Here is a 24,889-nt window from a genome sequence, read left to right on the forward strand (position 1 = left end):
TTGAGAACGATGTTTCATGGGAGATGAGAGGAGTTCTAAAAGATTAAAGCGCTGGGGATTTGCTGGAACCTTTGTGGCGTTGGGTGGTGTTTTGATTTGGAGTGGGGCAGATCTCTTGGTAGGCAGAACTATAAGCCGTTTTTCACCTCAAATAGAAAAAACATTATCTAACTCCTTAGGCCATCCTTTGAAAATAGGAGCCTATAGAGGGCTTAGAGCATGGGGCGTTGCGTTGGGACGAACGAAGTTGCTTCCAGGTGAAAAAGATTCTTCATCAGTCAATATTTCAACTTTAACCGTTAAATTTGCACCTTTTGCAAGTTTATTCAATTGGCAACCTGTTGCAATATTTTATTCAAAGGGAACTGAAATCATACTAACCAAAAATAATAAAGGTTCTTTTTGGGTCTTGCCCTCTGTTGATAATTCCAAGCCAAATAACTTACATCTAAGATTTAATCTAAAAGGCTCAACTAAAATTGTATTTAATCCTGGAGAAAAGATATTATTTGCTAAAGGCAATCTTGGTCTTAACCTTGCTAAGAAAAAGATTTATGGTGCTGTTAACTTACATTCTAAAAAGCAGGGAAGCCTCTATCTTTCTGGCAAGGGCCATTGGGATGGTTTAGAATTTCAAACTAAAGCAAGAGTTGAGGAACTTAGACTTGATTTTTTGCAGGGGATCTTAGGAAATGATTCAAATATTATTTCCAAGGGAAATATTAATGGTAAAATTAATTTAGCAATAGAAAAAGGTTTTATAAAATGCAAAGGTATTTTAACTGCAGACGATCTAAGCTTAAGAGGAGGGATTTTAAATGATACGCTTTCTACTAACCAGTCAAGAATAAAGTGTGATAATAAAAGGTTAAAAATAACAGATTCAAATTGGCAATATGGTTATTGGGATATATCTACTTCGGCTGAAATCCCATTTTATAAAAAAGATTTAACACATGTAAAATCTCTAGCGTATATAAAAATTAAAGACTTTGAGCATAAACCTCTTGCTTTGAAATTGAAACTGCCACTTTCAATAGTTGACAGACGCTTTATACCTGGAGATTTAAAAGCAAATTTAAATTTAGAATCTTTTCCCTTAGCTGCATTAAATCCAATATTAAATTCATCATTATCTGGAAAATTAAATACAACTGGTGACTTTTATGGGCCCCTAACTTCATTAAATTCTTCTATTGACCTTTCTTTGGATAATCCACGAGTTAATGGTATTCGCTTAAGAGAAAAGTGGAGAGGTTCCTTTACTCGAATTCCAGATGAAAAGAAATGGGGTAGTTTGAGAATTAAATCCGAAGGGGCCTACACCCCTGCTGAACTTCAAATTAACTTCAATAGAAATGGTAATTTCAATGATTTAAGCTTAGAGAGATTGGGAGGTAAAATAAGTATAAAGTCTAAATTAAACGCTTTTGAATGGAATGCTAATAAGTTCAGATTAGATAGAATAGAAGTTGCTTTTCCGCCGGAGAAGAGTTTTAAACGTATATTTGGGGAAGTATCAGGTAAGGGAGTATTTTCTCTTGATCCACTATTTCTTAATGGTTATGTAAATTTAGATTATTTTAGATTGTTAGGTTTCAAATTAAAAAAGGCACGTATTAATGGAAAAATTAAAAATTCAGAAACTAATTTTAAAGGTGAATTAATTACATCTAAAAATGGAAAGATTAAGTTTGATATTAATAATGGATCTGAATTTTCTTTATTAGCTCAAGTAAAAGATGTTAGCTCTAGTTGGATCGCTGCTACTGCTTTAGAGTTGCCTAAGTTAGGTTTAAAGTACTCAGAGGCATTAGGTGAAGCAGAAGATTTAGGGAGATTGAATATTGGTGATAATAATAGTTCTTTAGATACTCTATTAGAAGCTTTAGCTAGATCTAAGGATTTATACAAAGAAGAGGTTAATAAGATAAATAATAAGAGTATTGTTAATCCTTATGATCTAAATGGAAATGTTGATGCGGATATTAAATTAAGTGGTCCAAACCTATCTGATTTAAAGTTAGAAGCTAAAGCCTTTGGAAAGGTTTGGACAAACAAACTGAAGATTATAAACTCAAAAGATATAAAACCTTTTAAAGCATTCTTTAATGGAGACCTAGGATCTGGCAATGGAAACTTTTCATTACTTGACTTCAATTTTTCATTATTATCTTTACTTGCCCCAATTCCATCGACAGTAAATGGATATTTTGGTTTAAGTGGTAAATATAGTTTTAATAATGGTACTCCGCAAGTAACTTCTGATCTAATTATAAAGGAGACAAAAATTGATGATAGAAATATTATTTTAGATAAAGGAACTATTTTCTATAAAGATAATTATATTGAATTTGATATAGCTCTGAGGGATCAATCTACGATAAACCCAGTTGAATTAAGTGGAATCTATCCATTAAATAATTCTTACCCTATCGATCTAAAAGTCGAAAGTCATGGAGATGGATTGATTTTCTTAACAGGTCTAACAAAAGGAAATGTATCTTGGACTTCGGGGGCAGCTGATCTGAGCTTGCTAATTAGTGGAACGCCGAAAAAACCAGTAGCGAATGGTTTTTTTGTTTTAAATAATAGTGATCTACTTTTTCAAAATAGAGAAATTAATAATTTGAATAGCACTGTAGTTTTTGATTTTAATAGACTTGAAGTTCGTGAACTAACAGCAAATATTGGGCCAAAAGGTCTTGTTAAGAGTAAAGGAGGAATTTCGTTATTTGATTCTCAATTAACCGAAATTGAACCATTGGCGTTTTCCATAGAGAACACACGTATCAAAACAGCATTTACTGATATAAGCGCTTCATCCAAGATTATTGTTAAAGGTTCTATTATTAAACCTAAATTGGCAGGCGAAGTCTTTGTTTCAGAAGGCTCTATTTTTGCTAAAAGAGCTAATAATCCTGACAAGAACACATCTGATAAATCTGATAGCCTTAAAGATTCTAAGGTTAAAAGTATTTCCAGCTTCCCTGAACAAAACTGGAGCCAGGTAGAACCTTTGGTTTTATTCATTCAAGATGAAGATGCTCCTGCAAGCCGTATAGTGAGTGCTGGTTTGCCAAGTGGATTGGAAGCCATTAGCTTTGAAGACTTTAAGCTTGTACTTGGCCCCTCATTGAGATTAGTTTCTCAACCCATAGCAAGTTTTGAAACGAATGGATTTCTTTTATTAAATGGCGCTTTTGACGAGACACTTGAAGTTAGTGGAGTCATTAAACTTGTTAGTGGTTACGTTAATCTTTTTACGACTACTTTTAATCTAGATCAAAGTGAACCTAATGTAGCCGTGTTTGTCCCCTCTATGGGATTGATTCCATATGTTGACGTGACTTTAAAAAGCCGTGTCCCAGATAATGTTAGAGATGTCAGTAATTTTTCCTCCAATGGCATGGCATCATTTGGCATTGGAGGATCTCGTTTCGTAAATGTCGAAGTGACAGCTTCTGGACCTGCAGATCGAATTAGTGAAAACTTTCAATTAAGAAGTACTCCATCATTGGGAAGAAGTGAATTGTTAGGACTCATAGGAGGTAATTCTCTTGCAACCTTAATAAGTAGTGGAGGTAATGGAGATGCTCTCACTAGTTTTCTAAATAGATCTTTTGCTTCTTATCTTCAAGGTAATATTAATGGTTTTTTAAGTGATAGGCTTCAAATATCTTTGTATCCTACATATGTAGGTGGATCAGATTCAGAGAGTGATGCCAGTGATAGCAGTTCTTCAAATAGTGATCAGGAAGATACAAATTTGCCAGGTCAACAGGCGTGGGTGACAGAAATAGGAGTCGACGTTAATGATAAGATCAATTTCTCAGTTCAGGCTGCGCCTAACAGACAGGATATTCCACCAAAAGGAAATATTACTTTTCAAATGAATCCTAATGTAGGTCTACTTGGCTCGTTTGATAAGAATGGGAATTGGCAAAGTCAGCTCCAACTCTATTTTAGATATTAAATAAATGAATAGTTGAATACAAATGACTTAACTAAAATTTCTAAATTAGATAGATTTTTATCTTTTTTTATTGCTTGATTCGCCATTAAAGGAATATTTTAAAGATAGTTAAAATTTATCTTCGAATAAATAGTTTATCCAAATCAAATGAGAACAAACTTTTCAGTTCCTGAACCTACGCCTCAGCTAATAAAAGTAGCTGAGAGTGCAAAAGAAGCTTCTATCTTGCTTGGTCAATCTACTAACGAAAAGAGGTGTGAGGCTTTGACTGAAATGGCAAATGCTTTGAATAATAATGCCGAGGATATATTAAGAGCTAATAGTCAAGATCTTGAAAGATCAGAAAAAGAAGGGTTGAATAATTCACTTTTATCAAGACTTCAGCTAACAGAAACGAAACTCAAAGGGTGTATTGAAGGGGTTTTAAAAGTTTCAAATCTCGCAGATCCAATAGGTAAAAGACAACTTCATAGGGAATTGGATGAAAACCTTATTCTTGAGAGAGTAACAGTTCCATTAGGAGTATTGGGAGTGATATTTGAATCGAGACCAGATGCATTAATACAAATAGCATCTCTTGCTGTTCGTTCTGGAAATGGAGCTTTATTAAAAGGAGGAAGTGAAGCAAAAGCCACAAATCAAGCAATAATGAATTCTCTCGACAAGGGGTTAAAAAAATCAGATGTTGGTTCAGGTGCGTTGTCTTTACTCACTACACGTCAAGAAAGCTTAGGCTTACTTCGTTTGGATCGGTTTGTGAATTTGATAATACCTAGGGGTAGTAATGAGTTAGTCCAATTTATTCAAGAAAATACACGTATCCCTGTCCTAGGGCACGCGGATGGGATTTGTCATTTATATGTGGATAATTCTGTAGATATTACTAAAGCTATAAGCATAGCTTTAGATAGTAAGATTCAATATCCTGCTGCTTGTAATGCAATTGAGACATTATTAGTTCATGAAGATGTTGCTGAGATATTTTTGAAAAAAGCCTTGCCAATTTTTTCCAAAGCAGGAGTAACTCTTAAGGGTGATGCCAGGAGTCAATCTTTAGGCGTGAAAAATAAGGCTGATAAAGTGGACTGGTCTACAGAATATCTTGATTTAATTCTTTCAATAAAAATTGTTTGTAATGCAGATGAAGCTATTGAACATATTCGTAAATATAGCTCTCGTCACACAGAGGCGATAGTTACTGATGATAAGGAAGTTGCTGAAAAATTTTTATGTTCGGTTGATAGTGCAGGTGTTTATCATAATTGCTCTACTCGATTCGCTGATGGTTTCCGATATGGATTTGGAGCTGAAGTTGGGATAAGTACTCAGACTCTTCCACCAAGAGGACCAGTTGGATTGGAAGGCTTAGTTACCTATCGCTATTATCTCAGAGGTGATGGTGATCTTGTTAAGGATTTCGCTTCTGGAGATAGAAGCTTTTCTCATGTTGATCTACCATTATGAGCCAATTTAATAATTTAAGCGCAATTCACATAAAAGACTTAGATCTTTGGGCTCATGTAGGTGTTTTAGAAAGTGAGCGATTACATGGTCAAAGCTTTCTTCTTGATATAAGTTTTTGGTTGGATTTGGACGAGTCATCTAAACTTGATCAATTAGATAAATCAATTGACTATAGTGAAGCAATTCAAGAAATTAAAAAACTTTCATTTGAGATCAAATGCTTAACGATAGAATATTTTAGTGATCAAATTTTGAATCTTCTTGAGTCTCTATATGGTCCAGTTCCAATTCATATTCTTCTGACAAAATGCTCTCCACCAATACATGGATTTACTGGAAGTGTTCTTGTCGAAAAAAAAAGAAATTTCTCATTGCCTATTAATTAATTGTACACAAAAGCAAGACCAATTTTTTTTATTCATGGTTTATGGAATAACCCTAAATTATTTGAAAAATTAATTAATAAAATAAATGAAGATGATTATGAATTGTATAGACCACATTTGCCACACAAGTATGGAAAAACATCTCTTAGGCGTCTAGCTCAAGATCTTGATTCTAAGATAGATGAAATAGTGGGGCCTGAAATCGAAATAGACATTGTTGGTTTTTCAATGGGTGGATTAATTAGTAGGTGTTGGTTGCAAAATCATAACGGTTTTTTACGAACTAAACGTTTCTTTAGTATTGGTACTCCTCATTTTGGTACTTACACAGCTCAAATGATCCCTTCATTTTTGATGCCCGGTATTGCAGAAATGAAAAGAGGAAGTAGTTTTTTATCTCAATTAAATAACGATCAGTCTTCCTTAGAAAAAGTTGAATGTACTAGTTTTTTTACAAAATGGGATTTGATGTCATTCCCAGGCTGGCAATCAAAACTTTCTATGGGTGAATCTTATAACATACCTGTATTAACACATAAAGAATTGATTACCAATTCTTGTTCCATAGATATTTTAGTCAAGAAGATTTTTAATAATAGCTAATTAAGCCCGCTATGTCTTATTAAAGCTTTAGTAGAGGGAAGTCTACCTCTAAATTGTTTGAAGACCTTGCTGGGGGAACGACTACCTCCAAGACTTAGAATTGAATCGCGATATTTTTTGCCAATTTTTCTAACTTCAGCAGTATTACTAAGTCCTACCTCCTCAAATGCGGCAAAGGCATCAGAACTGAGCACCTCAGCCCATTTATAAGAGTAGTATCCTGCAGCATAGCCACCAGCAAAAATATGACTGAAGGCACAAAGGAATTGATCTTCTGGAATGGGAGTCATCACGGCTGTATACTCTGCGATTTGTCTTCTTAACTCATCTGGGGAAATTTTTGAATCTTCATCCCATTGACTATGGAGCTTTAGATCAGTAAGAGCAAAATGTATTTGCCTTAAAGTCGCAAGACCAGTATTAAATGTTCTGCTCAGTCTCAATTTATTGATTTCGGATTCTGGTAATGACTCTTTGGTTTTCCAATGAATTGCTATTTCAGAAATTGTTTGATCTTCTAAGCACCAATTTTCCATAAATTGACTTGCTAATTCGACAGCATCCCATTCAACGTTATTAATTCCGGCTGCTTGTGGATAGCTTACAGTTGTAAGCATGTGTTGTAGACCATGACCAAATTCGTGGAAAAGGGTTTCTACTTCTTCGAAACTCATCAAGCTGGGTTTGTCCGCAATAGGAGGCGTTTGATTGCAGACTAAATAGGCTACAGGGAGAACAATATCATCTTTCGTTTTTTGATTTCGGCACAAACATTCATCCATCCAAGCACCTCCTCTTTTTGTTGCAGGACGACTGAATGGATCTAGATAGAAAGATGCAATTTTCTGGCCATCTAAATTTTTAACATTGAAGAAACGGACATCTTCATGCCATAAAGGTACTGTATTACTTGCTTCTTCTATATCAATTTCAAAAAGTCTTTTGCACAAATTAAATAGACCATTAAGAACTTGATCTAAAGGGAACCATGGCCTTAGTTTCTCTTGATCAAGATCGAATTTCTCTTTGCGTAGAACTTCAGCCCAAAAGCTTACATCCCATGGAGAGAGCACAAAATCTTCGCTTTCTCCATTTCTTATGGCACACTCACGAAGATGTATAACTTCTTTTTCAGCATGAGGCATTGCAGCTGATCGTAGTTCTTCTAGTAATATCTCGACAGCTTCTTCATTATCGGCCATCTTTGTTGCCAAACTAATTTCACACCAGTTTTTGTATCCCAATAGTTTTGCCTGCTTGTTTCTGATGGTTAGAATTTCTTCAATTATTCTTTTGTTATTCATCTTCCCATCGCTAGCTCTGCTTACAAAGGCTCTATAAACTTTTTCTCTGATACGTCTATCTTTTGCATAAGTTTGCAAAGGAATGTAGCTAGGTAAATCCAAGCCAACTCTCCATGGTCCGTTTGATGGTGAAGGATCATTACCTTTTTCATCTTTGTCACCAGCCTCCTTTGCAGCAAGAGACAATGTTTCTAGTGTTCTTTCAGGAAGACCCTCGACTTCAGACTTGTTTTTTAATAAAAGACTCCAGTTCTTGGTGGCATCTAAAACATTATTGCTAAATGTAGTTGATAATTCAGCTAATCTCTCACTCCGAGCATTAAATAAAGCTTTTTCCTCAGTTTCCAGGCCAATTCCTTTGTTCTTCATTGTTATCAGTTCTGTCTCAAGTATTCTTGTTTGAGCTTCATCCTTTATGTTTCCATGCTCTTTTAAATTTGAGAGTGCCTTAAAAATTACTTCGCTTTGAGCAATCTGATTACTAAATCTAACGATACTAGGTTGTTGATTTGAATGAACCTCACGCAGTTCAGTTGAATTGCATACAGCATTCAGATGACTTACAACCCCCCAACTCCAACGAAGCTTTTCACCTATTTCATAAAGCTGAGGCATTACATCTTCCCAGCTCAAGGATTTCTTGGTTGTTAATTGTTCATCGAGTTGTTCTTCTAGGTTATTTAATTTTTTATTTAGTTCTCTTATCAGTTTTGGAATATTTTTATTGATCTCATCAGGGGTGATTTTATCGTAATGAGGAAGACCTTGACCTTCTAATAGTGCTGATGGCTTAATTGAAGTCATTTTTTAGGTTCAAAAACTAACTTATTGGTACAAGGTTATTGGTAATTAATGATTGTGCGAGAGCATTTGTTGATACCTCATATAAATCAATAGCTATTCTAGGCCAAAAACCTATTACTAATGTAGGAACTAAGAGACTTAAACCTATAGAAAGCTCTCTAGCATCCATTTCTTTTACTATCGATAGAGCAGGTATCCTAGGACCAAAGAATACTCTTCTGCACATTGAAAGAAGGTATATGGGAGTTAAAACCAGTCCAATGGCTGCTAAAAGAATTGTTATTGCTCTAAATAAGGAAGTAAATCCTTCTTGACTAGTTATGCCTAGAAAAACTGTGATTTCACTTATAAACCCACTCATCCCTGGCAAGGCTAGTGATGCTAAAGAACTTGCTAAGAAAAATGCAAAAGTAATTGGCAAAGCCTTCGCTAGACCGCCCATGTTTGGGATTGAGAGAGTATTGGTCCTTTCATAAAAACTTCCAGTAACAAAGAACATTGCAGCAGCAATAAGTCCATGGCTAATCATCTGGAGCATCGCTCCACTTATACCAAGTGCATTAACCGCACCAATTCCGACAAGTACAAAACCCATATGACTTACAGAACTGCAGGCAATACGCCTTTTTACATTGTCTTGGGCAAAAGCATTTAGAGCTCCATAAATAATATTTACTATTCCAATGATGATCAAAGCTGGAGCGAGTATTAAATGAGCATCCGGTAAAATTTGTACATTAAATCTTATGAGAGCGTAACCTCCCATTTTTAATAAAACACCAGCTAGCAACATTGAAACTGGTGCATTTGCCTCTCCATGAGCATCGGGTAGCCAGGTATGAAGTGGAAAAATAGGAAGCTTTACTCCAAAACCAATTAAAAAACCTAAATAACAAAATACGCCAAAATTACCAGAAAAAGATTTGGCTGCGATTTCACTTAAATTGAAGGTGAATTTATCTCCTGAAAGAGCTAATGCAAGACCACTAAGTAGTATTAAAAGGGAAGCAAGTGCGGTGTAGAGAATGAATTTTGTCGCTGCATAAAGTTTCCTTTTGCCTCCCCAAATAGCAATTAGTAGATAAACAGGAACAAGCTCAAGTTCCCAAGCTAAAAAGAATAGTAGGAAATCTTGTGATAGAAAAACTAAAGCTTGAGCTGAAGCTTGAATCAATAATAAAGCAAAGTAAAGCCTTGTTTTTTGTTTTACTTTCCAACTTGCAGCTGCAGACAAAAAAGTAATTAGCCCGCTTAGAACTACTAGCGGTGCAGATATTCCATCTACTCCTAATGACCATTCAAGTCCTATTGAAGGAAGCCACTGAAGTCTTTCTACTAACTGCAAATTTTCGCTGCCTGGATCAAACAAGTTGGCAAAAGCCAACACAATAATTAGAAAATCGGCTAATAAAATAACTAAAGCTATGTTTCTTGGCAGATTAGAATTTTTACTTTCTTCTTTTGGAAGGAAAGGCATTATCAATGCTCCAGCTATGGGTAGGAGCACAATGAGTGAAAGCCATGGAAATACTGTCTGAGAATCAATACTCATAGGCAGATTGGCATCCATAAGTTGGGGCAAGTCAGCCATAAAGCTATCAGTTTTTGTTTGTTTTCATGAATAGAACTACCCAAAGGTGTTTGAAATGCATTCGCTACCTCTGAGTTGAAGGCTCATCAAAGGGGCACGACTTGCCACACCAGCAGCTTCCCAGGCTTTGACCATTGCGACACTGACTTCTCGGCCTTTAGTCGCTTTGCACAAGGCAAGAATGCTTGGGCCTGCTCCACTAATTGCACATCCTAGAGCTCCAGCAGCCTTTGCTGCTTCTCTTACCTCTAACCCACCTTTAATCAATCCCCATCTGTAGGGTTCATGAAGCTTGTCATGCATGCCATCTGCAATTAAATCCTCGTTACCTGTTCTCAGCCCTTGAAGTAGAAGCGTGAGGGCACCTAAATTGATTACTGCATCATTAACTGGAATGTTCTCAGGCATTACACGTCTTGCTTCACTTGTACTGAGGCGAATGGATGGAATTGCTACTACCGCTTTTATTGATTGATCCCAATCACAGCGGACTACGCGCCATCTGTCGTTTGCGGTTTTAGCTGTTACGCAAAGACCTCCTATTAATGATGGAACAACATTGTCTGGGTGCCCTTCTATATCTATTGCTAGTTCTAACAACTTTTCCTTTGGTAAAGGGTATCCCGCAAGTGCATTCGCTCCAACCAAGCCTGCAACGATCGCAGTAGCACTGCTTCCAAGGCCTCTTGCAGGAGGAACGGCTAACTTTACTCTTGCTTCAAGTGCGACAGGTTCAACACCTGCAGTTCTCCACACTCGTTGTGCGGCTCGATAAAAAAGATTCTCAGGGCCGCCTCTTAAATGATTGCCCTCAGTACTTTCCATTATTAATTCAAACCTTTCAGCATTACCTTCAATTCTTTTAATTGTGAACTGATTGGAAAGATCTAATGCTGCACCAAGGCAATCAAACCCTGGACCAATATTGGCAGTAGTAGAAGGAACCTCTACTACGACAGTTTGTCCTATTTTTGGCGGCCCCATGTTTTTATCCTTTAGCTAAGTCTCCCATTTGATTCGGCACTTAAGCGTGCTCTGCAAGCTGAACTGAATAATGTCGCTTCTGGATCTTTAAGAACAATCAATGGGATTTCCTTTAAATAAGATTGAAAGCGACCCTTATTACTAAATGCATTAAGGAAGCTAGAAGAGTTTATTCCATCGAGGTTTTTTGCAGCTGTTCCACCTGAAATCCATAAGCCTGAAGAGCAAAGTTCTTGTAAAGCAAGATCTCCAGCCGCAGATCCATATGCATTCAGCCATAGTTGCAAAGCTTCAGACATTAATTTATCCCCATTATTTGCTTCTCTCCAAACAGTTGCTGGTAAATCTTCTGTGAAGTCTGATTTTTCATTATCCATTTTCTTTAAGGTTCTCTGAAGTGGATGGTTTTTATTTATTGGATCATCCAATTTCCATCTTGCAATCATTCCAAGGCCAGTCCCACTAACAATTCTTTCAATCGATATTCTTTGAATATTTAACTTCTTTTTTAGCCATTTGACTAATTCCCATTCGTTTTCGGTTCTTGGGGAAAATTCTCGATGCCCTCCTTCGCTTGGAAATATAGAAATGCTTTTAGGTGTTATTAATCCTCTTGACATCCCTAAGCCCGTACCAGCTCCAATTATTCCAATTAAATTCTGATTAGTTTTGTACTCAGAATTTAATGTTCCTTGGATAACTTCATATTGGGATTTTTTAAAAAATGGTATTCCATATATTAAAACTGAGAAATCATTTATCAATTCAATATTATTTATTTTTGAAAGCTGAGATAATTCCTCTGTTTCGATATTCCATCCTAGATTTGTAATCGTAACTTTCCTTTCTTTTATTGGGCCTGCTACTCCAATACAACCATATTCAGGGAGTGATATATGATCTGGTAAATGTTTAATAAAATCTTCAAATATTGAGTAAAAAGATTTCCAATCTGTCGAAATATAGTACTTTTCTAATAATTTTTGTGGATAATTATCGTTTGAATAAATAGCTAATATTGTTTTAGTCCCTCCTAGGTCTCCAGCAAGTAAGTTCATTAGTTATGAAAATCGTTTATTGATTTAGGATTGATTAACTTGTATACCTTTTTTGCTAATTGATTCGTCAATTATTAATTTAAACTTGTCTATAGTCATGCTTCCAAGATCTTTACCTTCTCTTGTCCTTACTGAGATTTCATTATTCTCTTCTTCCTTATCTCCAATAATTATCAAGAAAGGTATTCTTTGCATTGTATGCTCACGTATTTTAAAACCGACTTTTTCATTTCTAATATCAATTTCAGCTCTGAACCCAAAGTCAACTAATTTATCTTTAGCACTAAAGCATGCTTCATTATTTCTATCAGTTATGCCCATAATCATTATTTGAATAGGTGATAACCATGTAGGAAAATTTCCTGAATAATTCTCAATTAAAATCCCAATAAATCTTTCAAAAGAACCTAAAATAGCTCTGTGAAGCATTACAGGTGTTTGTTTTCTTCCAGTGATATCTATGTAACTTGCATTGAGCCTTTGAGGCATGGAGAAATCCACTTGAATCGTTCCACATTGCCATACTCTGTTGAGACAATCTTTCAAGGAAAATTCTATTTTTGGACCATAGAAGGCTCCTTCTCCTGGGAGTAGTGACCAATCTAATCCTTTTGAATCAAGCGCATCCGAAAGAGCTTTTTCTGATTTATCCCATACTTCATCACTCCCAACTCTTTTCTCTGGTCTAGTTGAGAGCTTAATAAGAATTGAATCAAAGCCAAAGGTTTTATAAACCTCAAATACCAAATCAATAAAATTTTGAACTTCTTCTTGGATTTGTTCATCGGTACAAAATATGTGTGCATCATCTTGAACAAAATTCCTAACCCTCATTAAGCCATGCAGTGCACCAGAAGGCTCATTGCGATGACAAGAGCCAAATTCAGAAAGTCTAATAGGAAGATCTCGATAGCTTTTTAAACCTTGATTGAATATTTGTATGTGGCATGGACAATTCATAGGTTTTATTGCATACTCCCTGTTCTCTGAAGTTGTAGTAAACATATCTTCTTTAAATTTCTCCCAATGTCCTGATTTCTCCCAAAGACTCCTATCAACTACTTGCGGAGATTTAACTTCTTGATAATCATATTTTGTAATTGTTTCTCGAATAAAATCCTCTAAAATTCTATAAATAGTCCACCCTTTAGGGTGCCAAAAAACCATACCTGGTGCTTCTTCTTGTGAGTGAAAAAGTGAATACTTTTTCCCTAACTTTCTATGATCTCTTCTCTCAGCTTCTTCAATTCTAGAGATATATTCTTTTAATTCTTTAGAGTTTTTCCATGCTGTTCCATATATTCTTTGTAGCATTTCATTTTTAGAGTCTCCGCGCCAATAAGCTCCGGATACTTTCATTAGCTTAAATACTCTTAGATGCCTTGTATTTGGCACATGAGGACCTCTGCACATATCAATATATTCTTGATGCTTGTATAACTTTATGATTTCATTTTCAGGGATATTTTTAACTATGTCTAGTTTGAAAATTTCACCTCTATCAGCAAAAACTTCCTTGGCTTTATCTGGACTAACTATTTCAACATCTACATTGTAATCTCTATTAACTAACTCTTTCATTCTTTTCTCAATTTTGAGAAGATCATCAGGAGTGAAGGTATCTTTATACGAAATATCATAGTAAAAACCATCTTCAATCACTGGGCCTATTGCCATTTTTGCTTCGGGGTATAATTGCTTTACAGCATGTCCAAGAAGATGAGCAAATGAATGTCTAATGATTTCTAGTCCTTCATCATCTTTAGATGTAATAATTTGTATATTAGAATTCTGAGTTATAGGAATACAAGTATCGATTAATTCACCGTTCACTCTTCCCGCTAGCGCTGCTTTAGCTAAACCAGGACCAATTTCTGATGCTATTTGTTCAATTGTGACGGCGGAATCATATTTTTTTTCAGTTCCATCAGGTAATGTAATTATTGGCATAATTTTCTACAAATCTGAATAAAATCCAAGAGCATCTTTAACTCTCTTTAAGGTTAACTTAGAAACCTCCTCGGCAGTAAGTTTGCCTTTATTTAGTATTCTTTTTAACTCTTCTGGATCATTCATTAGTTCTTTATACTTTTCTTGTATAGGTTTAAGAACGTTAATCATTGCCTCTGTAAATTCTGGTTTGAATTTACCCCAGCCCATTTCGAAACAATACTCAGCTGCTTTCTCTCTCCCTAGGCCAGAAATTATTGAATAAATTGTTAAAAGATTATCAGCTTCAGGTCTTGAATGATTTCCGAATTCTAATCCTAGTTTTGAGTCGGTTTTTGCACGTTTTATTTTTTTAGTAATTATGTCGGGACTGTCTAACAAAGTAATCCTACTATTCACGTTTGGGTCGCTTTTACTCATTTTCTTTGTTCCATCTGTCAGGCTCATGACTTTGGAACACTCTTTCAAAATTAAGGGATTTGGAACTTTAAGTATTGGATTCTCTTTTGTTCCGAATTTTGAATTAACTCTTTGAGAAGCGATATCTCTTGCAAGCTCTAGATGTTGTTTTTGATCTTCTCCAACAGGAACCAAATCAGCGTCATATAGAAGAATATCCGCTGCCATGAGGACTGGATAGTCTAATAATCCAATAGATACATTGTCACCTTGTTTAATTGACTTTTCCTTGAACTGAATCATTCTCTCCATCCAGTTTAAAGGAGTTAAGCAATTTAATATCCAGCAAAGCTCGCTATGAGCACTTATCTGACTTTGAATGAATATTGAGCATTTATCAGGGTTCATCCCACAAGCGATGTATAAAGCCGCTGTAGATAAAGAATTTTGATAAAGAGATTTTGGGTCATGCGGAGTGGTTATCGCATGAAGATCAACAACGCAGACAAATGTTTCGTAATTTTCTTGTAGTTCAACCCAATTTCTTATTGCTCCAAGCCAATTACCAATATGAACGTCTCCAGTGGGTTGAACACCAGATAATACTCGCTTCTGATTCACTTATCCTTGCTCGCTTGTATTTGTGGAATCATCTTCATTTGAACTTGCTTCTGTTTCTTGACCGTTATTTTTTGGTTCAGGATCTTGAGCAACATTGTTTGCTTGATCAGTATCAGCGACCCCTTGTTCTTTAACTGGCTTTTCTGGTCTTGCAAAAGGGTTGGGCTTTGAGTTGGATGAGTTGTTATTTTCACCGTTATAGTTTCCTCTGCCTCTCCTTTGGTTATTGGAGGGGGGTTGAGACCTATATTCTTTGACTAAATTTTCAAGATTTCCATCTTCAAGCATTTGGGCAAGAGTTCTTACTGCAAAACCTAAAACAGCAACAGTAGAACGAAGATTAAAGGCTTCTTGTAATGATCTAGCTGCTCGCATTTCATTATCACTTAAGCGAATACGAAAGCCCCCCTCTCTATTATTGGGACCTCGGCCACCTCTGAAATTATTACGACCATTTTGTCTTTGGTTTTGGAAGTCGCCACCACCAGACTGATTATTGGTGTAAGAGTCACCCATGAACATATTTGCCGATAGGGGCAAGTGTGACGCATAGCCGGTACTTTTGCGACATATTTGAATATCTTGATTAGCACTTTCACATCTAATGATATTTATTCCAGCGGAATGATTTGATTTCTTTAGGCATAAATTTTTCTTCTTAAAAACGTAAAACCTTCTTTCTTTGCTGTTATTAAGGGAAAATTTGCTTTAAAATGAAAGTTAGCTAAGAAGAAACTGTATTCATTGAAATCGTGGAAAATCATTCATTAACAAAATCTCCTCTCTCCTTACCTTCTTTTTCGATTCCGAAAATTAGTCTTTTTATTGGGCTAACTATTACAGGTCAATGGGTTTTAAGTGATGTGGCTCATATCCCTGGGGGTGGACTTGGATTGCTATTAGGACTTGGTTGTATTTTTTATTTTTTAAAACCAGGAAAGGTTTCATTTGATGCTCCCTCTACTGTTCAAGGATGGGTAAGAAGATGTCATGACGTTTTAGAGAATTTTGAGTACTTACTTGAGGATGGAGAGCAAAGTGAAAGAAAAAAAGAAAGAATTAATTCCTTGCAAAAAATTATTGATAGAAGCGAAGATCAAAGCATTGGTTTCTTGAAAACAAAAGGCGTGAAATTACCTGATAAAGAGCAATTGGAAAAGGTTTTAGGAATAAATAATCAAATAAAAGTTTCTTTTCCACCAGCTCTTCCTGTTAGAGATCGAAATTGGATTTTGTCAGATTTAATCCAAGAGCAAGATTTTATTGTCTATTCTTTGGCACTTCCAATGAGCGCAGCTGATCTTTTATGGATTAAAAATATCCCTACAGATCAACCAGCCTGGCTAATGGTTGCCAATAAAGAATCAACTGATTGGTCTGATGAGCGAAATGCATTAGAGGCTCAATTACCAGATAGATGGACTAACAGAGTATTGAAATGGGATGGATCTCAAACAGAAATGGCAACGGTTCTTTCTCCAATTAAGAAACTTCTTGAAAATCCAAAGAAGAATACAGACATTACTAAGCAAAGACTTTTGTCTCGATTGCATACTTCTTGGCAAAAAGATTTAGAAAAATTAAGAAGAGAAAAATTCAAGGTTATTCAAACAAGATCTCAGTGGATAGTCGCTGGTATCGTTTTCGCCTCCCCTGTCGCCTCAACTGATTTGCTGGCAGTTGCAGTGGTTAATGGCTTGATGATCAAAGAAATGTCGAAAATATGGTCTTCCAAAATGAAGCCAGAATTGCTTGAGGCAGTATCACGACAACTAGCAATGGCTGCAATTGCTCAAGGAGTGGTCGAATGGAGTGGACAGTCTTTGTTGAGCTTGGCAAAGCTTGATGGCTCCTCTTGGGTTGCTGCTGGAACAATTCAGGCCTTGAGTGCTGCTTATTTAACAAGAGTGGTTGGGAGATCGATGGCTGATTGGATGGCTCTCAATAATGGAGTCTCTCAACCAGATCTTCAACTTGTTAAACAGCAGGCACCTCAACTAGTTGCAAAAGCTGCTGAACTAGAGAGAGTAGATTGGGTTGGCTTTTTAAAGCAATCAAAAGAATGGATAAAATCTCAATCTAATGAATACAAGTTTAAAAGTGTTTGATTCCCTATTTTTGATCTAAGCAATTAACTTTGAATATGTTCCACTGTTATATATATTGTAAATATTTAAGCCATAAATAATGATTGGAATTAATAGCGTTAAAAGATTTTCTTTAAAGAAAAGAAAGCTTATATACTTATCTATTTTTTTTCTTTTTAATTTATTTTTTCTAACATCTTGTACAACTAAAAATATAAAAAATCCTCAAAATAATAAGCCTCTTGTTTTGACAACTTTTACTATCTTGGCAGACCTCGCTGAAAATGTTGCTGGAGAAAGATTAGAAGTTAAATCAATTACGAAACCAGGCGCAGAGATTCATAGTTATCAATTTACACCCAGCGATATTGTTAAAACTAGAGGAGCTAAGTTGATTATTGAAAATGGTCTAGGACTTGAAGCTTGGATATCAAAATTTACAATGAGTGCAGAAAGTATTCCAAAAGTAAAACTGACTGATGGCTTGACTCCCTTATTGATTGAGGGTGATGTTTATGCAGGAAGGCCAAATCCTCATGCGTGGATGTCTCCTGAAAAAGCGCTCTATTACGTAGATAAAATAGTTGATGCTTTTATAGAAATTGATCCAGATGGAGAAGTTGAATTTAGGTCAAACGCTTCAACCTATAAAGCTAAGCTTGAATCACTTGATAAAGAGCTTCGTGACTCTTTATCCTTGATCCCAAAAGAGAGAAGATTTTTAGTGAGTTGTGAAGGAGCCTTTTCTTATCTTGCCAGTGATTACGGGATGAAGGAGGGATATTTGTGGCCAGTTAATGCTGAGAGCCAAGTAACTCCAAAGAGAATGGTTAATCTCATAGAGATGATCAAAAAGAATGATGTACCCACAATTTTTTGTGAGAGTACTGTAAGTTCGGAAGCACAATTAGAGGTTGCAAAATCTAGTGGTGCTGCTTTTGGAGGTACTTTCTATGTAGATTCACTTTCAGGACCAGATGGACCAGCTCCTACATACATAGAGTTATTGAGGCACAATGTACGATTGATAACTGATGGCTTAACTTTAAAAAATAAAAAATAATGAATCCTATTTTCAAAAAGCATAAAAAAGACTTTATGCGAATCGAGGCTGACCAAGTGTGTGTTGATTACAACGGGACAGTTGCACTATATGACGCAAGTCTAAATTTAAAAGCTGGATCAATATGTGGTCTTGTTGGAATGAATGGAGCAGGAAAATCAACTTTTTTTAAGGCTCTTATGGGGTTCCTTAGACCATCGAGGGGGAAAATAAGAATAAATGGACTTAGAGTTAATCAAGCGCAGAAGGATCAATCAGTTGCTTATGTACCTCAAAACGAAGGGATTGATTATGCATTCCCCATAAGTGTTTGGGATGTCGTCATGATGGGTCGATATGGAGCTATGAATATCTTTCGAATACCAAGAGAGTCAGATCGAAGAGCTGTTTTTCATGCTCTGGAGAGAGTTGATCTTTTAGAGCTACGAAACAGACCAATTGGATCTTTATCAGGCGGTCAGCGCAAAAGAGCTTTTCTTGCGAGAGCCATAGCTCAAAGAGCTTCGGTTCTTCTTTTAGATGAACCTTTTTCTGGGGTTGATGTCCCAACTGAGAAGCTAATGGCGGAGCTTTTTTTGCAGTTTCGACAAGAAGGTCACACTATTTTAATATCAACTCATGACTTAAATCACGTGCGAGATTTTTGTGATTTTGTAGTTCTAATCAATAAGACGGTTCTTGCATATGGAGAGACCTCAGAGGTCTTTACCTCTGAAAATATAAATAAAACATTTGGAGGAATGCCTCCCAACCCATTGTCAGGACCAGAGTCGAGTAAAGATTTTGTAAATGAGTGAAACTTTAATTTCCATTACACCAATTAGTTGGCTTTTGGATCCTTTGACTCATGAATTTATGAGGAGAGCTTTAATGGTTAGTGCATTGGTTGGAGGAGTTTGCGGCCTTCTCTCTTGTTATATGACACTTAAAGGTTGGGCTTTAATGGGAGATGCAGTTTCTCATGCTGTCATGCCAGGAGTAGTTGTTGCTTATGCATTAGGACTTCCATTCTCTTTGGGTGCTTTCGTCTTCGGAGTTGGTTCAGTTGCGCTAATTGGTTTTATAAAACAGAAATCTAGAATTAAAGAAGACACTGTAATCGGTCTTGTCTTTACAGGATTTTTTGCATTAGGCATTGTATTGGTTTCAAAAATAAAAAGTAATATTGACCTTATGCAAATTCTTTTTGGAAGCCCTTTAGGTATTTCTCAATCAGATGTTAATCAGACTTTGATAATTTCTTTTATAGTTATATTTATTTTGCTTCTATTTAGAAAAGATTTAATGCTATATTGTTTCGATGCCAAGCACGCACGTTCTATCGGGATAAATACAGGAATCCTTCATTATTTGTTGTTAACTTTATTGTCATTGTCTGCAGTAGTAGGTCTGCAAACTGTTGGTATAATTCTTGTCGTAGCAATGCTAATTACTCCTGGTGCGACTGCATACTTGCTAACTGATCGGTTTGATAGGATGACATTGCTAGCAGTTATTAGCAGTTCTTTTTCAAGCGTTTTAGGAGTCTATATAAGTTATTGGTCAGATATTGAAACTGGCGGCTCTATTGTTTTAGTTCAAACATTAATCTTTTTAATTGCGTTCTTATTTGCTCCTAGATATGGAATATTTAAAAATCCAACTCTTATAAATAATGATTAAATCAAGAGCTATATGAGTAATATTGCATCCGACCAAAAATGGAGTTGGTGGCCACTTTTACCTCTATATCCTTACGGTAGAAAAAGAACATTATTCCGTGAAATAGTTCCTAATCAGATTTGGAGTTTTGAACAACTACAGGGTATTTATTATGTTGCTGTCCCAGTGAGGTTACTAGTTGTAAGAGTAAAGAATGAATTGATGATAATTAATCCTCTTCCTCCTACTAATGAATTGCTACGAGATATTGATTTGCTTGAAAAAAAAATAGGACCTGTAAAAACTATTGTCTTACCTACGGCTTCTGGGTTGGAGCATAAAATTGGTCTTCCAGCTTTAGCTAGAGCTTTTCCTAATGCGAAATTATGGGTATGTCCTGGACAATTCAGCTTTCCTTTTCAACTTCCTTTTGATTGGCTAGGAATTCCATCTGATAGAACGAATATTTTATTAGCAGATGGATTCCCTTATGCTGATGAATGTGAATGGATTTCGTTAGGACCTATTGATATTGGTCTTGCACGTTTTCAAGAGATTTGTTGCTTTCATAGGCCATCAAAATCTTTATTGGTGACTGATGCACTTGTGGGTATTGAGGAGACTCCTCCAAAGCTTTTTGATTTAGATCCCACACCTTTATTGTTTCATTCAAGAGAGAAGGGGTCTGAAGAGCTTATTGATACGCCGATTGCAAGAAAAAAAGGATGGCTTCGTTTGGTTCTTTTTGCCTCTTATCTAAGACCTGAAAAATTGGAGATACCTAAGATAAAAGAAATTTTTGGCAATTCTTTCAAGCGAAATTTAAGAAACAAAAGAGCACATTTTGGAATATATCCTTTTTCTTGGCAGAAAGGCTGGGAGTTGTCTGCAAAAAAACTTGTTGGAAAAAACACTCCTCTAATACAAATTGCTCCCGTAATAGAAAGACTGGTTTTCCCTAGAGCAAAAAAAGCTTTTTTGATTTGGTTGAATAAAGTTGAATCTTTAAAAGGTATTTCATGGCTAATTTCAGCTCATTACAGCGAAAAAGTTAGATTTTCAAGAAATGAAATAAAAGAGTTAAAAAATAAAATTAATAAAAATAAATGGTCTAGTAACGAGGGAGATTTTGGCTTTTTAAGTTGGCTAGATCAATTTCTATTGAAAATCGGCGTAGTACCAAAGGACCCTCTGAAAAAATTTAGTGATTAAATTGTATCTGGGTCGACAGACATCTCTTCATCAGACAAGAGTGTTTCCTCTAACTGTTTTCTTTGTTCCATTTGTCTTAAAAAATAGCCAGTCATCATCGCAGAGGCTAATAGACTAGCCAAATTATCCTTGCTAGAAGTTACTTTTACCTCAAATTGCTCTCCAGGAAGCATTCCGAGTAAACCCTGAACATTGTGTCGAATTATTTCTTGAATTTCTGGACTGGCAGATTTTGCGACTCTTTGCAATACGTCAGCAGGTTGATCTTGCAAGTACTGGATTAAAGAATTTGCCTCATGACCTTCATTATTGTCTGTGGCTAAAAATTCAGGATTAAACATCCAGTTTTTCCATGTACTCATACCTTATCGCAAAAGGTACTCTAATAAAATTTAATTTAGGTTATGGGAACCGAATAGGTCCTATTTTTTTTAATGGCCAGTACCTTGCAAGTGCAGTGCCTATGAGATTATTTTCTGGGAGAGCTCCCCAGATGTGTGAGTCTAAACTGTTATTTCGGTTGTCCCCTAACACCCAAAGTGAATAATCAGGTACGTAAACCGCCTTCATTTCATATTGGATAGGTTCTTGAATCCAAGGCTCATTGATTTCCTTCTCATTTCTATAGAGCTTTCCATTTAGAACTTCTATTTTGTCACCAGGTAACCCAACGACTCTTTTTATAAGCGCTGAACCATCACTGTATCCCGCCTCTGTAAGAATTTTTGGAGGTTTAAAAATAACAATCGTATTTAGATTTAAATGTTTTTTTAGTTTTTTATTCAGTCTCGGGGATATTTTTTCTATCAATATTCTGTCTTGAATTTGCAAAGTTGGAATCATTGATCCAGAGGGAATCCATCTAGGCTCAACTGCTTGCCACCTTAATAAAAGCGCAATTAATATCCAAACCAACAATCCTTTCCAGCTATTTTGGTTTTGATTCTTTTTAGATCCTGTAGATGTCATGAATTTTCTTTGTTAAAGTTGCTTGTTTGAAAGTTCTTTACAAAAATCGAAGTAGTTGTTCTTTTGGCAATTTCACTAGCTCGTTTCAATTTTTTTATTAGCTTAGAGCTCCTTAAAACTCTAGTAGCTAAGGGAGTAAAATATTTTGTCCTTTGCCCTGGAAGTAGATCAGGCCCTCTTGCTTTAGCAGCAGCAAGTCTTTCTAAAAAAAAAGAATTAACTCTCATAACATCAATTGACGAAAGGTCGGCTGCATTCCTTGCATTAGGAATAAGTGCTGCTAGTGGGCAAGTAAGTTGCGTCATTACAACTTCTGGAAGTGCTGTCGCAAATCTTTTGCCGGCGGCTGTTGAAGCAGATAGGTCATGCCATCCTCTCTTATTCTTAACTGCAGATAGACCTTTGCGATTAAAAGAATGTGGAGCCAATCAAGCAGTTAATCAACAGGATTTTTTGAGGCCTGTTTGCAGACATTTTGATGAATCTCCAAAAGAAGGAATTCATTTGATTTCTAGGCAGAGACTTAATTCTCTAGTAGAAGAATCATTCAAAATATTTACTTATAAGCCTGGCCCAGTTCATATTAACCTTGCTTATGAAGAACCTTTGCATCCTTCCGAAATTGAGCAGAAAAAAGTTCTTGATGGATGGGTTGTTGAAGGATTTTTAAAGGATAAGGTTACTTCAAAGAAGATTGAAAATGTTAAAAAATTTCCCTCTTTAGCACTACCAACTTTAGACCCGTTTTCTTTGGGAATAATTATTATTGGGCCATGGAGAGGAAAAGCAGAACAACTTGTTTCCTTTAGGTGCGCACTAAAGAAATGGCAAAAATTAACTGGATGGCCAATTCTTGCTGACCCGCTTTCTGGTGTTGAAAATGATCAAGAGGGCTTAATAAATCACTGGGATCTTTTTTTATCAACAGGTTTATTTGAAAAAATTAAAGATATTCAAGTTTTACGTCTGGGTCCAATACCACCAAGTAGACAATTACAAACTTGGCTTGAAAAACCTGGAAAAGTTCAACTACTCATAACTGAGGGAGATTGTCGAAACCTTGATCCAATAGGTGGCTCAACTCAATTTAGTGAAGGATTTTTTTATTGGGTTGATAAATTACTTAAGAGTATTCAGACAAAGTCACCAATAGATAAAAAAAATGTAAGTCAAAAGTTTACTAAAGAGCTTATAAAATATGATTTATTTATCCATGATTGGCTTGATAAAAGGTTATTTAGGAATGGGTTAATTACTGAACCAGCTTTGGCTAGATTACTTCCTCGCTTGTTGCCAACTTCTATCCCCGTGATGCTTGCTTCAAGTAGTCCTATAAGAGATTGGTTAAGTTATTCGGGAGAGGGGGCTTTCCTAAGAAGGTGCTTTGGATTTAGAGGGGCATCAGGAATTGATGGGACACTCTCAATGGGCATGGGATTATCGATAATAATGGGAAGAATGGTATTGATTACAGGTGATTTAGCACTTCTTCATGATACAAATGGTTGGTTGTTCTCAAAGGATAAAAATATTAGTTTAATCGTAATCATGATTGATAATGGTGGTGGAGGAATATTTAATCAATTAAATATAGAAAAAATTCTAGAAGGAGATTTTGAAGAAATTTTTCTTATGCCTCAGCAAGTTTGTCATCTTACACTTGCTAAAGCCTACGGATTGAAATATAAACAAGTTGCTTGCTTGGATGATTTAGAACAAGCAATTGAATGGAGTTTTTCTTTGTCAACAAATGTATTAATAAGAGTTTGTACTAACTCTGCTGAAGACCATAAATTGAGAGTAAGTTTAAGAGATGATCTAAAAGAAACATTATCTGAAATTATCAATTTTTAATTATTTTTATTTAAACAATGACTTTAGAACCTGCTACTCCTAAAAATATCTCTATCTCTAGAAGAGTTCTCCCTGGTGAAATTATTACTTCATGGAAAGCTGTTGGTGAATACAAAGATATCCTGCTAGACATTAGTCCTGAAGGAATTGCTCGCGTTGCAATAAATCGTCCTGACAAAAGAAATGCTTTTCGACCTCAAACGATTTCCGAACTTTGCGATGCATTTATCAGAATAAGAGAAGATCCAAAAATAGGAGTAGTTTTATTTACAGGGGCAGGGCCTTCCAAAGATGGAAAGTTCGCTTTTTGTTCTGGCGGAGATCAGGCCATACGCGGAAGTGGAGGATACCTCGGTGATGATGGAATCCCTCGTTTAAATGTTCTTGATTTGCAACGGATAATTAGGAGCCTTCCTAAAGTAGTCATTGCGCTTGTTCCTGGTTTCGCAATCGGGGGAGGACATGTTTTACATTTGATTTGTGACTTGAGTTTGGCGGCAGATAATTCAATATTCGGCCAAACAGGACCTAAAGTTGGAAGCTTTGACGCAGGGTTTGGTTCAAGTTACTTAGCAAGGGTTGTAGGTCAAAAGAAGGCCAGAGAAATTTGGTTTCTGTGTAGGAAATATGGAGCGAAGGAAGCATTAGATATGGGGTTAATAAATGCCATTTCACCAATTAATTTGCTCGAGTCAGAAGGGGTTAAATGGGCCAGGGAAATACTTCAAAACAGTCCAACCGCTATAAAGTGTTTGAAATTTTCTTTTAATGCGGATACTGATGGATTAGCAGGTATCCAAGAGCTTGCTGGCCAGGCAACACATCTTTTTTATACTACTGATGAGTCAAAGGAGGGTAGAAATGCTTTTATGGAGAAGAGGGATCCTGATTTCTCCGAATCAAAATGGCTTCCATGAGTTTAT

At 36.0% G+C, this 24,889-nt stretch carries 20 protein-coding genes; 11 read left to right on the forward strand and 9 right to left on the reverse strand.

The genetic code is table 11. The annotated features are described in order from the left end of the window. Positions 1-16 precede the first annotated feature (16 nt). From AC6EIY_RS00130 to AC6EIY_RS00145, 4 genes are all read left to right on the forward strand, one after another. Complete coding sequence (locus AC6EIY_RS00130) at positions 17-3,976, forward strand: translocation/assembly module TamB domain-containing protein (protein ID WP_498506939.1); 3,960 nt, start codon at positions 17-19, stop codon at positions 3,974-3,976. Between the two features lie 147 nt (positions 3,977-4,123). Beyond that, positions 4,124-5,440, forward strand: coding sequence for a glutamate-5-semialdehyde dehydrogenase (locus AC6EIY_RS00135; RefSeq protein WP_498506940.1), 1,317 nt, complete (start codon positions 4,124-4,126; stop codon positions 5,438-5,440). Further along, on the forward strand, positions 5,437-5,826 hold the full coding sequence (locus tag AC6EIY_RS00140; RefSeq protein WP_498506941.1) for a dihydroneopterin aldolase: 390 nt from the start codon (positions 5,437-5,439) through the stop codon (positions 5,824-5,826). The genes AC6EIY_RS00135 and AC6EIY_RS00140 overlap by 4 nt, the downstream gene beginning before the upstream one ends. Further along, positions 5,827-6,429, forward strand: a complete 603-nt coding sequence (locus tag AC6EIY_RS00145; RefSeq protein ID WP_498506942.1) for an esterase/lipase family protein — start codon at positions 5,827-5,829, stop codon at positions 6,427-6,429. On the opposite strand, the gene AC6EIY_RS00150 is transcribed toward AC6EIY_RS00145, so the two are convergent. The 7 genes from AC6EIY_RS00150 to AC6EIY_RS00180 are packed head-to-tail and all read right to left on the reverse strand — an operon-like array spanning position 6,426 to position 15,662. Next, the gene (locus AC6EIY_RS00150; protein WP_498506943.1) at positions 6,426-8,537 is read right to left on the reverse strand and encodes a M3 family metallopeptidase; all 2,112 of its coding nucleotides are present in this window, start codon (positions 8,535-8,537) and stop codon (positions 6,426-6,428) included. The genes AC6EIY_RS00145 and AC6EIY_RS00150 overlap by 4 nt on opposite strands. 16 nt (positions 8,538-8,553) lie before the next feature. Continuing rightward, a complete protein-coding gene (locus AC6EIY_RS00155) occupies positions 8,554-10,107 on the reverse strand; it encodes an NAD(P)H-quinone oxidoreductase subunit 4 (RefSeq protein WP_498508229.1) in 1,554 nt (517 codons plus the stop codon). Positions 10,108-10,164: 57 nt separating this feature from the next. Further along, positions 10,165-11,112, reverse strand: a complete 948-nt coding sequence (gene thrB, locus AC6EIY_RS00160) for a homoserine kinase (protein WP_269612524.1) — start codon at positions 11,110-11,112, stop codon at positions 10,165-10,167. A gap of 11 nt (positions 11,113-11,123) precedes the next feature. Continuing rightward, a complete protein-coding gene (locus AC6EIY_RS00165) occupies positions 11,124-12,170 on the reverse strand; it encodes a glucokinase (protein WP_498506944.1) in 1,047 nt (348 codons plus the stop codon). A gap of 24 nt (positions 12,171-12,194) precedes the next feature. After that, a complete protein-coding gene (gene thrS / locus AC6EIY_RS00170; protein WP_498506945.1) occupies positions 12,195-14,120 on the reverse strand; it encodes a threonine--tRNA ligase in 1,926 nt (641 codons plus the stop codon). A 6-nt stretch (positions 14,121-14,126) separates the two neighbouring features. Beyond that, entirely contained in the window at positions 14,127-15,140 is a 1,014-nt protein-coding gene (trpS, locus tag AC6EIY_RS00175) for a tryptophan--tRNA ligase (RefSeq protein ID WP_498506946.1), read from the reverse strand. Then, positions 15,141-15,662 (reverse strand): DUF8668 family protein, encoded by a 522-nt coding sequence (locus tag AC6EIY_RS00180; RefSeq protein WP_498506947.1) that lies wholly within the window; start codon positions 15,660-15,662, stop codon positions 15,141-15,143. 230 nt (positions 15,663-15,892) lie between these two features. Between AC6EIY_RS00180 and AC6EIY_RS00185 the strand changes: the two genes are divergently transcribed. The 5 genes from AC6EIY_RS00185 (at position 15,893) to AC6EIY_RS00205 (ending at position 21,143) form a co-directional block, all read left to right on the forward strand. Next, on the forward strand, positions 15,893-17,248 hold the full coding sequence (locus tag AC6EIY_RS00185; protein WP_498506948.1) for a YcjF family protein: 1,356 nt from the start codon (positions 15,893-15,895) through the stop codon (positions 17,246-17,248). 79 nt (positions 17,249-17,327) lie between these two features. Beyond that, complete coding sequence (locus AC6EIY_RS00190; protein WP_498506949.1) at positions 17,328-18,290, forward strand: metal ABC transporter substrate-binding protein; 963 nt, start codon at positions 17,328-17,330, stop codon at positions 18,288-18,290. After that, on the forward strand, positions 18,290-19,087 hold the full coding sequence (locus AC6EIY_RS00195; protein WP_498506950.1) for a metal ABC transporter ATP-binding protein: 798 nt from the start codon (positions 18,290-18,292) through the stop codon (positions 19,085-19,087). The genes AC6EIY_RS00190 and AC6EIY_RS00195 overlap by 1 nt, the downstream gene beginning before the upstream one ends. Continuing rightward, positions 19,080-19,952, forward strand: coding sequence for a metal ABC transporter permease (locus tag AC6EIY_RS00200; protein WP_498506952.1), 873 nt, complete (start codon positions 19,080-19,082; stop codon positions 19,950-19,952). The genes AC6EIY_RS00195 and AC6EIY_RS00200 overlap by 8 nt, the downstream gene beginning before the upstream one ends. A 12-nt stretch (positions 19,953-19,964) precedes the next feature. Next, positions 19,965-21,143, forward strand: a complete 1,179-nt coding sequence (locus AC6EIY_RS00205) for a DUF4336 domain-containing protein (protein ID WP_498506954.1) — start codon at positions 19,965-19,967, stop codon at positions 21,141-21,143. On the opposite strand, the gene AC6EIY_RS00210 is transcribed toward AC6EIY_RS00205, so the two are convergent. Beyond that, positions 21,140-21,484: a DUF760 domain-containing protein gene (locus tag AC6EIY_RS00210; RefSeq protein WP_498508231.1), complete on the reverse strand. Its 345-nt coding sequence runs from the start codon at positions 21,482-21,484 to the stop codon at positions 21,140-21,142. The two genes, AC6EIY_RS00205 and AC6EIY_RS00210, sit on opposite strands and share 4 nt — an antisense overlap. A 61-nt stretch (positions 21,485-21,545) precedes the next feature. Further along, complete coding sequence (lepB, locus tag AC6EIY_RS00215; protein ID WP_498506955.1) at positions 21,546-22,112, reverse strand: signal peptidase I; 567 nt, start codon at positions 22,110-22,112, stop codon at positions 21,546-21,548. A 63-nt stretch (positions 22,113-22,175) separates the two neighbouring features. On the opposite strand from lepB, the gene menD reads away from it, so the two are divergent. After that, positions 22,176-23,966, forward strand: coding sequence for a 2-succinyl-5-enolpyruvyl-6-hydroxy-3-cyclohexene-1-carboxylic-acid synthase (gene menD / locus AC6EIY_RS00220; protein WP_498506956.1), 1,791 nt, complete (start codon positions 22,176-22,178; stop codon positions 23,964-23,966). A gap of 17 nt (positions 23,967-23,983) precedes the next feature. After that, positions 23,984-24,883, forward strand: a complete 900-nt coding sequence (menB, locus tag AC6EIY_RS00225; protein ID WP_498506957.1) for a 1,4-dihydroxy-2-naphthoyl-CoA synthase — start codon at positions 23,984-23,986, stop codon at positions 24,881-24,883. Positions 24,884-24,889 lie beyond the last annotated feature (6 nt).

It is taken from the genome of Prochlorococcus sp. MIT2304 (assembly GCF_059772405.1).

Bases quoted from the DNA above. Each gene is read 5' to 3' on its own strand.
- AC6EIY_RS00130 (WP_498506939.1), top strand. From the start codon at position 17: ATGGGAGATGAGAGGAGTTCTAAAAGATTAAAGCGCTGGGGATTTGCT.
- AC6EIY_RS00135 (WP_498506940.1), top strand. From the start codon at position 4,124: ATGAGAACAAACTTTTCAGTTCCTGAACCTACGCCTCAGCTAATAAAA.
- AC6EIY_RS00140 (WP_498506941.1), top strand. From the start codon at position 5,437: ATGAGCCAATTTAATAATTTAAGCGCAATTCACATAAAAGACTTAGAT.
- AC6EIY_RS00150 (WP_498506943.1), bottom strand. From the start codon at position 8,537: ATGACTTCAATTAAGCCATCAGCACTATTAGAAGGTCAAGGTCTTCCT.
- AC6EIY_RS00155 (WP_498508229.1), bottom strand. From the start codon at position 10,107: ATGGATGCCAATCTGCCTATGAGTATTGATTCTCAGACAGTATTTCCA.
- thrB (WP_269612524.1), bottom strand. From the start codon at position 11,112: ATGGGGCCGCCAAAAATAGGACAAACTGTCGTAGTAGAGGTTCCTTCT.
- AC6EIY_RS00165 (WP_498506944.1), bottom strand. From the start codon at position 12,170: ATGAACTTACTTGCTGGAGACCTAGGAGGGACTAAAACAATATTAGCT.
- thrS (WP_498506945.1), bottom strand. From the start codon at position 14,120: ATGCCAATAATTACATTACCTGATGGAACTGAAAAAAAATATGATTCC.
- AC6EIY_RS00180 (WP_498506947.1), bottom strand. From the start codon at position 15,662: ATGTTCATGGGTGACTCTTACACCAATAATCAGTCTGGTGGTGGCGAC.
- AC6EIY_RS00190 (WP_498506949.1), top strand. From the start codon at position 17,328: ATGATTGGAATTAATAGCGTTAAAAGATTTTCTTTAAAGAAAAGAAAG.
- AC6EIY_RS00195 (WP_498506950.1), top strand. From the start codon at position 18,290: ATGAATCCTATTTTCAAAAAGCATAAAAAAGACTTTATGCGAATCGAG.
- AC6EIY_RS00200 (WP_498506952.1), top strand. From the start codon at position 19,080: ATGAGTGAAACTTTAATTTCCATTACACCAATTAGTTGGCTTTTGGAT.
- AC6EIY_RS00205 (WP_498506954.1), top strand. From the start codon at position 19,965: ATGAGTAATATTGCATCCGACCAAAAATGGAGTTGGTGGCCACTTTTA.
- AC6EIY_RS00210 (WP_498508231.1), bottom strand. From the start codon at position 21,484: ATGTTTAATCCTGAATTTTTAGCCACAGACAATAATGAAGGTCATGAG.
- lepB (WP_498506955.1), bottom strand. From the start codon at position 22,112: ATGACATCTACAGGATCTAAAAAGAATCAAAACCAAAATAGCTGGAAA.
- menB (WP_498506957.1), top strand. From the start codon at position 23,984: ATGACTTTAGAACCTGCTACTCCTAAAAATATCTCTATCTCTAGAAGA.